14 protein-coding genes are annotated in these 13362 nt (G+C 67.5%); 3 read left to right on the top strand and 11 right to left on the bottom strand.

What is annotated here, in order from left to right; genetic code table 11:
- Positions 1-3 precede the first annotated feature (3 nt).
- The 3 genes from BM204_RS06680 to BM204_RS06670 are packed head-to-tail and all read right to left on the bottom strand — an operon-like array spanning position 4 to position 2606.
- Entirely contained in the window at positions 4-234 is a 231-nt protein-coding gene (locus BM204_RS06680; protein WP_091111462.1) for a hypothetical protein, read from the bottom strand.
- A 23-nt stretch (positions 235-257) separates the two neighbouring features.
- Entirely contained in the window at positions 258-1463 is a 1206-nt protein-coding gene (locus BM204_RS06675) for a fatty acid desaturase family protein (RefSeq protein WP_091111460.1), read from the bottom strand.
- Between the two features lie 18 nt (positions 1464-1481).
- Positions 1482-2606 (bottom strand): flavin reductase family protein, encoded by a 1125-nt coding sequence (locus tag BM204_RS06670; protein WP_091111459.1) that lies wholly within the window; start codon positions 2604-2606, stop codon positions 1482-1484.
- 124 nt (positions 2607-2730) lie between these two features.
- Between BM204_RS06670 and BM204_RS06665 the strand changes: the two genes are divergently transcribed.
- Positions 2731-3351: a TetR family transcriptional regulator gene (locus BM204_RS06665; RefSeq protein WP_091111457.1), complete on the top strand. Its 621-nt coding sequence runs from the start codon at positions 2731-2733 to the stop codon at positions 3349-3351.
- 3 nt (positions 3352-3354) lie between these two features.
- Here BM204_RS06665 and BM204_RS06660 read toward each other — a convergent pair whose 3' ends face one another.
- From BM204_RS06660 to BM204_RS06645, 4 genes are all read right to left on the bottom strand, one after another.
- The gene (locus BM204_RS06660; RefSeq protein ID WP_091111456.1) at positions 3355-4047 is read right to left on the bottom strand and encodes an SDR family oxidoreductase; all 693 of its coding nucleotides are present in this window, start codon (positions 4045-4047) and stop codon (positions 3355-3357) included.
- Positions 4044-5021 carry a zinc-binding dehydrogenase gene (locus BM204_RS06655; RefSeq protein WP_091111454.1) on the bottom strand — a complete coding sequence of 326 codons (978 nt, stop codon included), beginning with the start codon at positions 5019-5021 and terminating at the stop codon, positions 4044-4046. The genes BM204_RS06660 and BM204_RS06655 overlap by 4 nt, the downstream gene beginning before the upstream one ends.
- A 64-nt stretch (positions 5022-5085) precedes the next feature.
- Positions 5086-6273, bottom strand: coding sequence for an NAD(P)-dependent malic enzyme (locus BM204_RS06650; protein WP_246166202.1), 1188 nt, complete (start codon positions 6271-6273; stop codon positions 5086-5088).
- Positions 6274-6331: 58 nt separating this feature from the next.
- A complete protein-coding gene (locus tag BM204_RS06645; RefSeq protein ID WP_091111452.1) occupies positions 6332-6646 on the bottom strand; it encodes a S24 family peptidase in 315 nt (104 codons plus the stop codon).
- A gap of 49 nt (positions 6647-6695) precedes the next feature.
- Here BM204_RS06645 and sodN point away from each other — a divergent pair, with 49 nt between their 5' ends.
- Entirely contained in the window at positions 6696-7097 is a 402-nt protein-coding gene (sodN, locus tag BM204_RS06640; protein ID WP_091111451.1) for a superoxide dismutase, Ni, read from the top strand.
- 29 nt (positions 7098-7126) lie between these two features.
- Here sodN and BM204_RS06635 read toward each other — a convergent pair whose 3' ends face one another.
- The 3 genes from BM204_RS06635 to mobF form a co-directional block, all read right to left on the bottom strand.
- Positions 7127-8260, bottom strand: a complete 1134-nt coding sequence (locus BM204_RS06635) for a tyrosine-type recombinase/integrase (protein WP_143099676.1) — start codon at positions 8258-8260, stop codon at positions 7127-7129.
- A gap of 37 nt (positions 8261-8297) precedes the next feature.
- Positions 8298-8534, bottom strand: a complete 237-nt coding sequence (locus BM204_RS06630; RefSeq protein ID WP_091111449.1) for a helix-turn-helix transcriptional regulator — start codon at positions 8532-8534, stop codon at positions 8298-8300.
- A gap of 365 nt (positions 8535-8899) precedes the next feature.
- Entirely contained in the window at positions 8900-11533 is a 2634-nt protein-coding gene (gene mobF / locus BM204_RS06625; RefSeq protein WP_246166204.1) for a MobF family relaxase, read from the bottom strand.
- 302 nt (positions 11534-11835) lie between these two features.
- Here mobF and BM204_RS06620 point away from each other — a divergent pair, with 302 nt between their 5' ends.
- On the top strand, positions 11836-12120 hold the full coding sequence (locus BM204_RS06620; RefSeq protein ID WP_091111445.1) for a hypothetical protein: 285 nt from the start codon (positions 11836-11838) through the stop codon (positions 12118-12120).
- A gap of 448 nt (positions 12121-12568) precedes the next feature.
- Here BM204_RS06620 and BM204_RS22170 read toward each other — a convergent pair whose 3' ends face one another.
- Positions 12569-13318 (bottom strand): hypothetical protein, encoded by a 750-nt coding sequence (locus BM204_RS22170; protein ID WP_143099675.1) that lies wholly within the window; start codon positions 13316-13318, stop codon positions 12569-12571.
- Between the last annotated feature and the right edge of the window lie 44 nt (positions 13319-13362).

The following is a 13362-nucleotide window of genomic DNA, read 5'->3' as shown; positions in this document are numbered from 1 at the left end:
AGGTCAGTCGCCCTGCTCGTCGGCAGCCTTGCGGGCTGCCTCGCGGATCTCGAAGATCTCGGTGGCGAAGCCTCCGACAGCTCCGGCCACGTCCTGCACGGCCTTGGTGAGGATGCTGGCGACCTCACCCACGGCCGAGGCTGCTGCCTCGACCGTGGACTGAACGGCGTCCTTGCCGATCTCACCCTTGGAGAGGTGGTCGGCCCCGGAGCGGTCGGCGTTCGTGTCGTCCATGCCTTCAGTGTGACCCGTCGGGCTCACGCAGCCAACGAGGTCTCGGTCACGGTGCCGGCGGCAGGCTTGCGCAGGAAGGACGGCACGAGGTCGCTCTTCTTGTCGGGCAGCGCGAAGCGGCAGATCTTCTTGGCGACGCTCAGGAGCTGCTGGCCCAGCGGGCCTTCGTTGTAGCCGATGCCGTAGCGGTCGCAGATCTCGCGGACCTCCTCGGCGATCTCCGGGTAGCGGCGGGCCGGGAGATCGGGGAAGAGATGGTGCTCGATCTGGTGCGACAGGTTGCCGGTCATCACGTGGAATAGCTTGCCGCCGGTGATGTTGGCCGAGCCCAGCAGCTGGCGGTAGTACCAGTGGCCGCGCGACTCGTTCTCGCACTCCTCCTCGGAGAAGGTCGCCACCCCTGCCGGGAAGTGGCCACAGAAGATGATGTTGAACGCCCAGATGTTGCGGATCAGGTTGGCCGTGGCGTTGCCCGCGAACGTGAGCGGGAACAGCGGGCCGGTCAGTGCCGGGAAGAGCACGTAGTCCTTCAGGGCCTGGCGCTTGATCTTGCGCATGAGGCCCGGGTAGATCGCCTTGTTGTCCTCCAGCGACCGCTTGCCCGACACGATGTTCTCGACCTCGAGGTCGTGCATCGCCACGCCCCACTCGAAGAACACCATCAGCAGCAGCGCGTAGACCGGGTTGCCGAGGTAGTAGGGGTGCCACTTCTGGTCGGAGTCCATGCGCAGGACGCCGTAGCCGATGTCACGGTCCTTGCCGAGGATGTTGGTGAACGTGTGGTGGATGTAGTTGTGGCTGTACTTCCACTGCTCGCCGGGGCACACGTTGTCCCAGTCGTACATCCGGGAGTTGAGGCCCGGGTCGCCCAACCAGTCGTACTGGCCGTGCATGACGTTGTGGCCGATCTCCATGTTGTCCAGGATCTTGGAGACGCTGAGGGCTGCGACCGCGAGCGGCCAGGCCGGCGGGAGGTAGAAGAGGGCGCGGCCGGCGACCTCGAAGCCGCGCTGCGCCTTGACGACCTTGCGGATGTAGTCGGCGTCCTCCTGACCCAGCTGACCGAGGACGCGCTGACGGATGGCGTCCATCTCGGCGCCGAAGGCGTCGAGCTGCTCGGTGGTGAGGCGACGCAACTGGTCGTCCCCGGGCACGCGGGCCTCGGTGGTGGCGGTAGTGGCAGTGGCAGTGGCAGTGGCAGTGGCGGTGGGGTCCTGGGTGATGGTCATGATGTGGAGGTTCCTTCCTCAGAGGTCGACGACGCAGTCGCCGACGGGAGCGGAGACACAGATCTGGATGTCCTCGTCGGGCAGCGAGGACTCGGCACCGGTGACCACGTTGCGCACGGTGCCCTCGGTCTTGGTCTTGGTGCACGAGAAGCAGATCCCCATGCGGCAGCCGAACTCGGGCTCGAGGCCGAGCGCCTCGGCCTGCTCGAGCAGGCTCGCACCGGTGTTGGCGGCCCCAGCGCCGGAGCGGCTGAACGAGACCTGACCCTCGGCCGGGCCGGAGACGGTCATCGGTGGTTTGAAGAACTCCACGCGCAGGCGGCTCCCCTGTGCGGAGCCGACATCGACGCCGTACGCCGCGTGGACGAGCTCGATGAGCCCGCCCGGGCCACAGGCCCAGGTGTCGACGTCGCGGAAGTCGGGCACCAGGCGGCGCAGCTCGAACTCGCTGAACACGCGGTCGCCGTAGCGCAGGTGCACGTCCACGTGGTTGTCGCCGGCGGCGATCTCGGCCAGCTCCTCGGCGAAGATCTGGTCCTCGGGCGAGCGGGCGTAGTGAAGGAACGTGACCTTGCGGTTGGCGCGACCGTCGTAGCCGTCGCGGAGCAGGGTGCGGACCATCGACATGACCGGAGTGATGCCGGAACCCCCGCTGATCATCACCAGGTGGTTGATGGTCGGCGTGGCCGGGCTCTCGGTGAGGGTGAAGTCCCCCATCGCCTGACTGAGATGGATCATCTGCCCCGGCTGCGCCTGGGCGACCAGGAAGCTCGAGACCTGGCCCTCGTCATGGGCCCGGATGGTGAGCGTGAACTGCTCACCGGGGGCGGACGCGGCCGAGGAGATCGAGAAGCAGCGGGTGAAGCGCTTGGCGCTGCCCGGCAGGTCGACGCCCACCTGGACGTACTGGCCGGCGCGGTGGCCACCCCAGGTGGCGGTGGGCTGGAGGGTCAGGGTGGCGACCGGAGCGGTGTCGACCCCGACGGTCTCGCGGCGGACGCTGACCACACGGGCGCGGACCTCGTGAGCAGCCCACATGGGGTTGACCTGCTCGAGGTAGCGGTCCACGCCGTGCGGCGAGGTGAGCGCGGCGAGCGCGCGGGAGCGGAGCAGGCTCTGCAACGGGCTGGCGGTGAGGCTCATCCAGGCTCCTTCGGACGGTTTGAGTGTACGTTTGTACACTGAAAAGACTGGCAGTCCCGATCTGCAGGGTCAACCGTCGTCAGCCGTGACAGTGCACACATGTGCACTGATAAAGTCGGCGCTTGTGACCGAGACCCGTGGCGAGCGCAAGGAACGCACTCGTCGGGCCATCCTCGACGCGGCGCTCCAGCTGTGCGAGGACAGCAGCCTGGTGGCCCTGTCCCTGCGCCAGGTCGCCAAGGAGGTCGGCATCGTCCCGACCGCGTTCTACCGTCACTTCGACTCGATCGAGGCCCTGGGCCTCGAGCTGGTCGACGAGTCCTTCGCGTCGCTGCGCGCGATGCTGCTCGACGTACGTCGCAGCGACCCGGACTTCGACGACATCATCGACTCCTCGATCGGCATCCTGGTGGAGCACGTGCACCAGCAGCGTGCGCACTTCCGGTTCATCGTGCGCGAGCGCGCGGCCGGACCGCCGCGGGTGCGTGAAGCGATCAACGCCGCCATCGAGCAGTTCGAGAAGGAGCTCGCCACCGACCTGGTCCGCCTCACGGGGACGACCACCTGGTCGCCTGAGGACCTTCAGATCCTCTCGGGCCTCATCGTGACGGCCATGGTCGGGCTGGCCGAGGCGATCCTGCGCAACCCCGACCGCCCCGATGCCGAGAAGGCGATCGTCGAAGGTGCGCGTGTGCAGCTCCGCATGGTGCTGGTCGGTGCCCTCAACTGGCGCTCGAAGCGCTGAGGATCAGGTCGCCCGGGGCAGCACCGGACGCACGGTGACCTCCGGGATGGTCGCGTCGTCGGGCAGGTCGAGCACGTGCAGGATCAGGTCGACGACCGTCGCCGGATCGATCCAGCGCCCGGCGTCGTAGGTGCGGCCCTCCTGCTCGTGGACCTTCTCCTGCATCGGCGTCGCGGTGCGGCTGGGGAAGATCGTCGTGACCCGCACGCCGTTCTCGACCTCCTCGGCCCGCAGCGAGTCGGCGAAGCCGCGCAGCCCGAACTTCGAGGCGGCGTACGCCGACCACGTGGCGCTGGCGCTGAGGCCAGCCGAGGAGTTGACGAAGACGACCGTGCCGCGGGTGCGGCGCAGGGCCGGAAGACACAGCCGCGTGAGGATCGCCGGCGCGACGAGGTTGACCGCCAAGTGGTGGCGCAGGACCTCGCCCGCCTGTTCGGCCACGGGCCCGAGCTCTACGACCCCGGCGACGTGATGGACGGAGTCGAGCTCCTCGGGCAACCCGGTGAGCCCCTCGAGCGCGGCGGCGTCCGCGAGGTCGGCCACGATCACCTGGCTGCCGGGATAGCGGGACCCCAGCTCGGCGGCGCGCGACTCCGAGCGCGCCAGCAGCACGAGCTCGTCGCCGCGCTCGTGCAACCGGTCGGCGAGGGCGGCCCCGATGCCGGAGCCTGCCCCCGTCACCAGGTGGGTGGTCATCGGGTGAAGACGACCTTGCCGAAGATGTCGCCCTGCGCCATGGCGGCGAAGCCGTCGCGGGCTTCGGTCATCGGGATCGCCCGGTCGATGAGCGGCCGCGCACCCGAGGCGTCGAGCAGGGCGACGAGCGAGGCGAGCTCAGCGCTCGTGCCCATGGTGGAACCGATGACGCTCAGCTGGAGGAAGAAGATGCGCGTCAGCTCGGCGTCGTCGAGCTTGGGCCCCGACGTCGTGCCGCTGATGACGATCTTGCCGCCGGGACGCAGCGCGCGGACCGAGTGCGACCAGGTCGCTCGGCCGACGGTCTCCATGACCGCGTCGACCTTGACCGGGAGGCGGGCGCCGGACTCGAAGACCTCGTGGGCGCCGAGCTCGAGAGCCTTGGTCCGCTTGCCCTCGTCACGCGAGGTGGCCAGCACCTTGAGCCCGCCGGCGCGTGCCAGCGTGATCAGCGCCGTGGCCACCCCCCCGCCGGCGCCCTGCACGAGAACGGTGTCACCGGCCTTGAGGTCACCCTGGGTGTAGAGCATCCGGTAGGCGGTCAGCCATGCGGTCGGCAGGCACGCAGCCTCCTCGAAGGAGAGCGAGGCGGGCTTGGCGATGACGTTGGTCGTCGGGACGACCACCTTGTCCGCGAACGTGCCCTGGTGACGCTCGGACAGCAAGGAACGACGGGGGTCGAACGTCTCGTCCCCGCGCCAGCTCGGGTCGGAGATGACCGCGTGGACGACGACCTCGTTGCCGTCCTCGTCGAAGCCGGCGGCGTCACAGCCCAGGATCATCGGCAGCGCCTCCTCACGCAGCCCCACCCCACGCAGCGACCAGAGATCGTGGTGGTTGAGCGAGGCGGCCTTGACGGTGACGGTGGTCCACCCGTCCGGGGCGACCGGGTCGGGTCGTTCTCCGATCACCAGGCCCGCGAAGGGGTCCTCGGAGTCGGCGGCGGCAAAGGAATCGGCGTAGACGGCGAACATGACTCGGAGCCTAGTGGGGCGGCCGCGGGCCGTGACCCGCAGGCATCACACCTAGAGCCGACGATCAGCGACGAGCAACCCCGTCGCGCCGGGCAGCCTCGGCGACGGCGCTCGAGACGGCCGGACCTACGCGGGGATCGAACGGCGAGGGGATGATCATCTCCTCGCTCAGCTCCTCGCCCACCAGCTCGGCCAGTGCCTCGGCCGCCGCGAGCTTCATGCCCTCGGTGATCGCGGTCGCGTGGACGTCGAAGGCGCCGCGGAAGATCCCGGGGAAGGCCAGCACGTTGTTGATCTGGTTGGGGAAGTCCGAGCGGCCCGTGGCGACGACCCGGGCGTGCCGGCGAGCGACGTCGGGGTGGACCTCGGGGGTGGGGTTGGCGAGGCCGAAGACGATCGAGTCCGGCGCCATCGTGGCGACGTACTCCTCCGGCACGGTGCCTCCCGAGAGCCCGATGAAGACATCGGCGCCACCAAGAGCATCGGCCAGGGTGCCGCTGCGGCCGTAGCGGTCGGCCGTGTCGACCGCGAGCGCACGCTTGACCGGCGTCAGGTCGGCACGCAGAGAGTTGAGGACGCCCTTGCGGTCGGTGACGGCGAGGTCGGTGATGCCGGCCTCGAGCAGGATGCGGGCCACGGCCACACCGGCTGCCCCGGCGCCCGAGATGACGACGCGGGTCGTGCCCGGGTCGCGGCCGGTGAGCTTGAGGGCGTTCGTGAGCGCCGCGAGGACCACCACGGCGGTGCCGTGCTGGTCGTCGTGGAAGACGGGGATGTCGAGCATCGCCTTGAGGCGGTCCTCGATCTCGAAGCAGCGCGGCGCCGAGATGTCCTCCAGGTTGATGCCACCGAAGCTCGGCGCCAAGCGGGCCACGGTCTCGATGATCTCCTCGACGTCGGTGGTGTCCAGGCAGATCGGAACAGCGTCGACCCCACCGAACTGCTTGAAGAGGACCGCCTTGCCCTCCATCACCGGCATCGCGGCGGCCGGCCCGATGTCACCGAGTCCCAGGACGGCCGTGCCGTCGCTGACGATGGCGACGACGTTGGGCACCCACGTGTAGTGCTGGGTCATCGACGGGTCCGCTGCGATCGCCTCGCACACCAGCGCGACGCCCGGAGTGTAGGCGAGCGAGAGGTCCTCAGGACCCTCCAGCGGCGCCGTCGACACGATCTGCATCTTGCCTCCGAGGTGGAGGTCGAAGACCGGTTCGCCGGCGTGCGGGTGTGAGGGGGAATCAGCGACGGCCACGATCGTGGATCCTTCCACACCCGCGGCGAGGCCCTCGGGCCGTCCCAGATGAGTCATCTCACAGGCGACGGGGCCGGGGCCAGATCCGCACCAACGCCACGGCGATCACGTCGACGTCGGCGATCACACCGCGGTGGCGAGAGTCCACCCCGACGTCGGGAGCGTCGCTGAGCAGCCACCAGCCCGTCGTACGCCGCTCCGCTGCACGCTTGACCGCGAGCGTCCCGTCCGGGAAGTGCGCCACGACCACCGATCCTTCCCGCGGGCGACGTCGGTGGCTGACCAGCAGCCGGTCACCGGCCGACAGGGTCGGCTCCATCGAGGCGCCCGTCACCAGGGCCCACCCCCAGGGAGGTCGTCGGGTCTCAGCCATGCGGAGTAGTGTCCCAACGACAAGCTCTGTTGACGACGAGAGGACACGCATGTTCGCGCGACTGTTCGCCCCCACTGTCGAGGTCTCCGCCCACTGCGACCTGCCCTGTGGGGTCTATGACCCTGCCCAGGCACGCATCGAGGCCGAGTCCATCAAGGCCCTCATCGGGAAGCTGGCCGACAACGACGACCCCGACTTCCGCACGCGGGCGGTGCTGATCAAGGAGGAGCGCTCCGAGCTGGTCAAGCACCACCTCTGGGTGCTCTGGACCGACTACTTCAAGCCCCCTCACTTCGAGAAGTACCCCCAGCTCCACACGCTGGTCAACGAGGCGACCAAGCTCGCCGGTGCCAGCGGCACCAAGGGCACGCTCGATGCCGACGTGGCCGACCAGCTGCTCGCCAAGATCGACGAGATCGCCGAGATCTTCTGGGAGACCAAGAAGGCCTGAGCGAAGGCGCAGGCCGCTGACCTGCGCTTTTACTGTTCCGATGTCGCCTCGGTCCGCAGAGAGTCCGCCAGGGCTCCGAGCGGGCCGAGTGCTGCGTCGAGCACGCTCCGGGTCCGGTCCTCGTCGCCCGGCCACAGGTGGGCGTAGGTCCGCAGGGTCACCATCGCGGACGCATGCCCGAGGAATGTCTGTACCTGTTTCACCGAGGCGCTGCCCGAGATCAGTGCAGAAGCCGCGAAGTGACGGAACGAGTGCGAGGTGACGTCGACGTCCGCCGCCTTCGCCGCGTCGCTCAACAATCGCTTCCAGCGCTGATAGGTCAGCGGCTCGCGCAGGTCATCGGTGAACAGCGCGTCGCCCGTCGTCGGGTAGGACGCGAGGTGCGCGGCAAGCGCGTCGATGACCACCTGGCCGACCGGGACGGTACGCCGCGAGGCCTTCGACTTCAGAGGGGCGATCTGGTTCGACTGCAGTCGCTGCCGCTCGACACGGATCGTACGGCGCAGGAAGTCGACGTCGGAGAGTCTAAGTCCGAGCAACTCGCCGACCCGAAGGCCCGAGCCGGCGAGCACGATCGGTATCGCCTGCCACCGCTGCCCCAACCCGGAGCGGACCTTCTCGATGTCCTCGAGCGTCGCGACTTCGACCTCGTCGTTGTGGTCCTTGGGCAACGTGATCCTCCGACATGGACTGATCGAGATGACCCGGTCCTCCACCGCTGCGTCCATGACCCGAGCGAGCACCTCGTAGACGTTGCGGATACTCCCGGGTGACAAGGGCCGGGCCGGCTCACCACCGTTCGCCCGACGCGCCTCGCCGGATTCGAGCCACTTCACGAAGGCTTGGACGTCGCTGCGTCGGATATTGCCTATCCGATGCTGGCCGAGCCTCGGCAAGGTGTGCACTCGCAGCGCGTTGTCGACGATCCTCGCCGTGCCAGCGGATGAGACCTGGATCGACTGCCAACGGGTTGCGTACGCCCGAAGTGATTCTCGCCCAGCTCGCGGGTCGGCCCAATCCCCTCGGACGATCTTCGCCGTCTCCTCATCGAGCCACGCCTGTGCGTCGAACTTGCGCTCGAAATGTCGCGCGTGCTCTCGGCCACCTTCGTCACGGAATCGGGCGCGCCATCGTCCGTTGGCTCTCTTCTGGATGCTGGCCATGGCTGATCGTCTCTCTCATCGCCGACATTCGCGGGCTTCAGCGGGTGCTGTGTGGATGGCTGGACTGCTTTTCGAGCCATTGGAGGACTTCGGTTCGCCAGTAGCGGACCGACCGGCCGATGCGGAAGCTGTTCGGTCCGGAGCCGAGGTGGCGCCAGTAGCGCAGGGTGGCTATGGGGACACGGACGATGTCGGCGACTTCGGCGATGGTGAGCAGTTCGTCGCCTGCGTGTGGGGTCTCGGGCGATACGCCCCGATGTGTGATGGTGGACATGTCCGTCTCCTTGTTGTCGTTCCTTCATTCCCGATGAGAACCGTGATGGGTCCTGGTGGACTCCGCAGTGTTGTGGTCACCATTCTGGGCCGGGAACGTTACCGCTTCCGTCCCCCCTGGCACGTTCCCCCCAGGGGGAACGTTGGTGTTTTCGCAGGTCAGGGCACGTTCCCCCGAAAGTTGACGAGACTTCTTGCACAGAGCGGTTTTCGGTGATTTCAGTGACGTTCGTCGGTCGCGATATCCGTAACGGGCGGTGTGATCGACAGGGTTACCTCCTGCTCGTTGCCGGAGGGGGAACGTTGGTGTTTGCGCAGGTCAGGGCACGTCCCCCCCTCCAAGCCGTCGCATCCGACCATCGGACCTCAGAAGCCGATCCCCGGGCCGCCCCGGGAAGGGCGGGAGTAGCTGGGTGGCGGCTCGCGATGCCGGCGAGCCACGGGTGCCGGATCGTTGCGCCCCTCGGTGTGTGCCGGGTGGTCATAGCGTTCGTACTTGGCTGCTGCTTCGGCCGCGAGTCGCCCCGCGTGGGCGGGGCCGAGGTCGGCCCGGTCTCGGCTGAACACCAGTGCCCATTGTTGTCGGGCGTCGTGGAGATCCTCCGCGACGACGTGCGCGGTATTGGCTTCGCGTCCGCGGGTCATGGCGACGTAGGCCGATGCCGCACCCGTGTGTTCCCCGAGAACCAGATGGGCGCTTCGGGTGGTCTCGCCCTGGGCGCCGTAGACGGTCGAGGCGTAGGCGAGCTCGACGTCGCGGACGGCGTAGCCGTAGGGAACCTCCCGGGTGCCCGCCACCCCGACCAGATGCATGGTGCCGTTGTCGCGCAGCCCGCTGACGGTCCAGGTGTCACGGTTGGCCACATTGAGGTCGCGGTCGTTGCGGCGGGTGGCGACTCGGTCGCCGACCCCGAGACGCTCGCCTCCATCGGTGATGAGCACCCGGGAGTCGTCAACCTTCCCGGCGGTGACGAGCCGTTCGCGGATCGCCTGATTGAGATCGGCCACCTGCTCGCGAGTGTCAGCCACGACGAGGGCCCCGGTAGCCGCTGCGCCATCGGCCAGTACCGCGGTGCGCGAGGCCTCGTCAGGGTGGAGGACGATTTCGCCGCGACCGACCAGCTGGTCGAACACCGCTGCAGGGTTCTCGCCCGCACGCATCGCGAGGCTGAGTTTCGCGTAGTCGGGGTCCACGAACCGGTGAACAGTATCCAGCATCAGGCGCGCCTCGGGATCTACCCAACGTGCGGCGAGGTCCAGGACCCCGCCCCTGCCGACGGCAGGTAGCTGGTGGCGGTCCCCTACGAGCGCGAGACGCGCACCGGTCTCATCGACAATCCGAATCAGTGCGTGGGCGGTGTCCTGGTCCAGCATTCCGGCCTCGTCGATCAGCAACAAGTCACCACGACCCAACACAGCCTGTGCGGACGGGTCCGAGGGCCCGCGGGTCCAACACCCGTTGTTGTCCCACGCGTAGCCGTATTGGTGTGCGAGCCAGGCGGCCGAGTGCGCCTGGACTCCGGCCTCGGTCTCGGCCACGTGGGCGGCCTTCAGCGTCGGCGTCACAACGATCATCCGGTGCCCTGTCTGGGCGACAACTGATGCGGTGCCGGCCAGGGTGGCGGTCTTCCCCGCCCCGGCGGCACCTTCGACGACGACCAGCCGGTACTTGCCCGCCAGCGTGGCGACGGCCCGCATCTGGGCCTCGTCGAGGTCCCCGCCGGTGATGTTCGCCGACAGGCCGGGCAGGGAGGCACGCACGGCGAACGAATCATTGAGGTCGGCCTCGACCCCAAGCACGGTGGCCGACGTCAGTGCCCGGATGTGCTCCGGCGTTCCCTCCTCGTCGAGCAACGGAACGCAGGCTGCGACGGCGCGCGCCGTCAGGTCTTCGGCCAATTCGATACGCACCGCCCGATCAGTGACGATGCCCTCGCCTGCGATGAGCAACTCAACTTGGCCGCGGATATCGGCCCCATTCCATCCCGATCGCTTCGCCCCAAGCCTGGTCAACACGGTGGTGACTGCCGCGTCACGGTCCAGAGCACCAGTGCGCACTCCGTTCAATGCCGCCCCGTGAGTAGGGGTACGAAATCCGAGCCGATGCAACTCATCAACCCACCTGTCAGTCAGCACCGTGCCGTCGGTCGGGACCACCTTGTCCGGGCGTGCCTGCGACCAGGCACGCCTGTCCCACGTGCGAAGGAGCTCTGGACCCGGTTCCTGACCGGAATGGGTGTCACGCCATGCGGCCTCATACCTGGCGATGTTCTGGCCGATCTGGCGCGCCCTGGCCGAGAACGCACCCACGAACCCGGCCAACTCGTTCACCTCGCCCGATTTTGCGTCGACGCTGAACCCGCGGTCAGCGAGCACTTGGCGGAACTGCGGATCGCACATCACCGCCGCATGACCGATCCCGTTCACGGCATCGATCATGTCCCGGACCCCGACAGTGTGCAGGCCGCGCCACTTGCCCGCAGCCCACACTCGCGCGTTGATCTGCACATGCAGATGACGATGTGGATCGCCAGCGCGCGATGTGTAATGACGCACCGTCGCGGCCTCGATCCGCTCAACCGGCACCTGTACCTGTCGACCCCGCGGCCCGACCCGCGTCGTAGCGTGCTGCGCCAACCACCCGATGATCTCACCCGCGGCCCGGTCCTGGGCGGCGTCATACGCCACGGCGACAGCTGGGTCGAGTGCGGCGGCCAGCGACCAGGTCTTCGGCCCGTTCACCACCACCTCGACGAACCGCACCGCCGACGCGTCCTGACGCAGGCGGCCGCGCGGCTCCCCGGTCAGTGGATCAATACCGGCGACCCAGGCCTCATACCCGTCACCGTCGAGTGCTCCGACGGCCTCGACACCATCGGGTGTGGCAACGAAACGCATCGCCAACCCTGTCCCCTCGGCCAAGTAGTAGTCATCGACACGGGCATGGTCTGCCTCGACATAGCTCCGCGCCGCGGCCGGGTTCCCGCGGTAGACCTTCACACCACCATGCACGACACTCCACCCCCAACGATTTCCAACAACAGGCCCGAAAATGCGTCGTGGGCCGCCCGACACCAGGCGGCCCATCTACGTTCATTCGTAGCATGCGTGCCGACGAATTGAGGGGTGAATCTTGGGTGGTGGCAGGTGTTTCAGGACGAGATTCTCGGTGACGTCGACAGCCAACATCGTTCAATCGTTCGGGGCCTTCGACGGGTCCAAGAGAGGCGATTCGGGCGTCGTCATCCACAGTGCTCGAAACGAGAGTCGACCGGTGCAGTCACCTGGGTGACGGTGGCGCGGTGACGCTCCCGATGACCTTCGCCTACGTCGAGGCGTACGCCGCCGCGCGCTCGTGCCTGGGCGCGCTGGCAGACATCTCCGACTTCGACGACTCCTGCCGCTACGAGCGCCTCCTGATCGACCTCGACCACATCCACGGCGGTGACTTCCCGGCCACCTACCCGATGCCCGGAACCCGGCCGAAACTCCTGGCGCACCTTGAGGACGAGGTCGACCAGATGATCGAGCTCGGCGGCGACGGGCTATGCCTCGAACTGCTACTCGCCAGCGCCCTCGGGTGGTGAATCGATCTCGCGTCAGGGAGAGTCGAAAAAGTCATCGTTGATCCGGTGAATCGTCGCGACCGTGATCGGCTCCACACCGACGCCATACTCGACCGCGAGTCGACCAGCTCTTCGCCCTTGACCAGCACAACACGCACACCTCGTCCTTCGAGCTCGCGCTCAGCGGCCTGGGTGAAGGTGCGGGTCGTGAGGAACACGCCGCCGAGCGGATCGTGGCCGCCCATCCGTCATACCCGTCGCACCGCCACGACGTGGATGTTTGGGACATCCACGCGCCGGATCGGGTTGTTCGGTTCGCCGCGGTCGAGATGTCTAACCTCGCCTGGGCCTTCTTCTTGCCGGTGTACTCCTTAGGCCACCGACTACGCGAGGCTTTGGTAAGTCTGCTCATCGGCTACGACCGCGCAGGTCGCGGCAGAAGCGGATGTCTCCTGCCCGTGAGGACGCGTCAGCGGTAGAGGTCAGTGTTCACGCAGTGACTCTCTGCTGAGAGAAACCATCCTTCCTCTTGTTCTTGGCTGAGCAGGATGCCCTTGACGTCACCTACTTCGTCAAAGACGGCTACGTCCGCCCCTATCCGAGTCTCCTCCGAGACGACCTGCCAGGTGGGATGCGCCGCAAGCACACGTCCAGCGACTTGCTCAGGTGTGTCGACCAATCTGGGGCCCTCCAACCAGTACTCGTAGGTCATGCTGCTGCCGTTCTCCCCAGGCGCACAGTCCAGAACGAACGGCTTATTGGGTAGCGACTCAGGTCCCACGTCCCTCACCAGGGATGTGTGAGAAGCCCCCTGGGTGTCAAGCTTCCGAACCTCCGTCACCTGTTCTAACTGCACGCCGACTGGCAGGGGAATTGCTTCCCGGTGTTCACGTAGGTCATCGGTGCAGAGAGGCTTGGCGGTGTTCTGAGCGTTGCTCAGCGTGACTGTCAGTGCTCGACCGTCATTGGTCGCCAGCACGTCCGTGACGCGCCAAGGACATGTGGAACTGCCGCGCGTTCGCACCACCAGTTCGTGTCGTCGGGTGAGTAGGCGCTCGACCGTGAATGACGCCAACTCACCGGGACGGTCCGTCTGCTGTGCGACCACTGGAGGGCCGGAGCGCACGGTCTGCGGCGTGGAGGCGCATGCTGCCAGCGAGAGACCGGCGCAGGACAAGGCCGCAACGGCCGTGACTACTCCTGCGATTGACAGGGTCATGCGAGCCAGTGTGACCGAATCTCGAAACTTCGGCGCACGCTTCG

It is taken from the genome of Nocardioides psychrotolerans, from assembly GCF_900113685.1.
GTDB lineage: Bacteria > Actinomycetota > Actinomycetes > Propionibacteriales > Nocardioidaceae > Nocardioides > Nocardioides psychrotolerans.
Note: the sequence above shows the minus strand (reverse complement) of the source record. Positions and strands in the feature narration are given on the sequence as shown.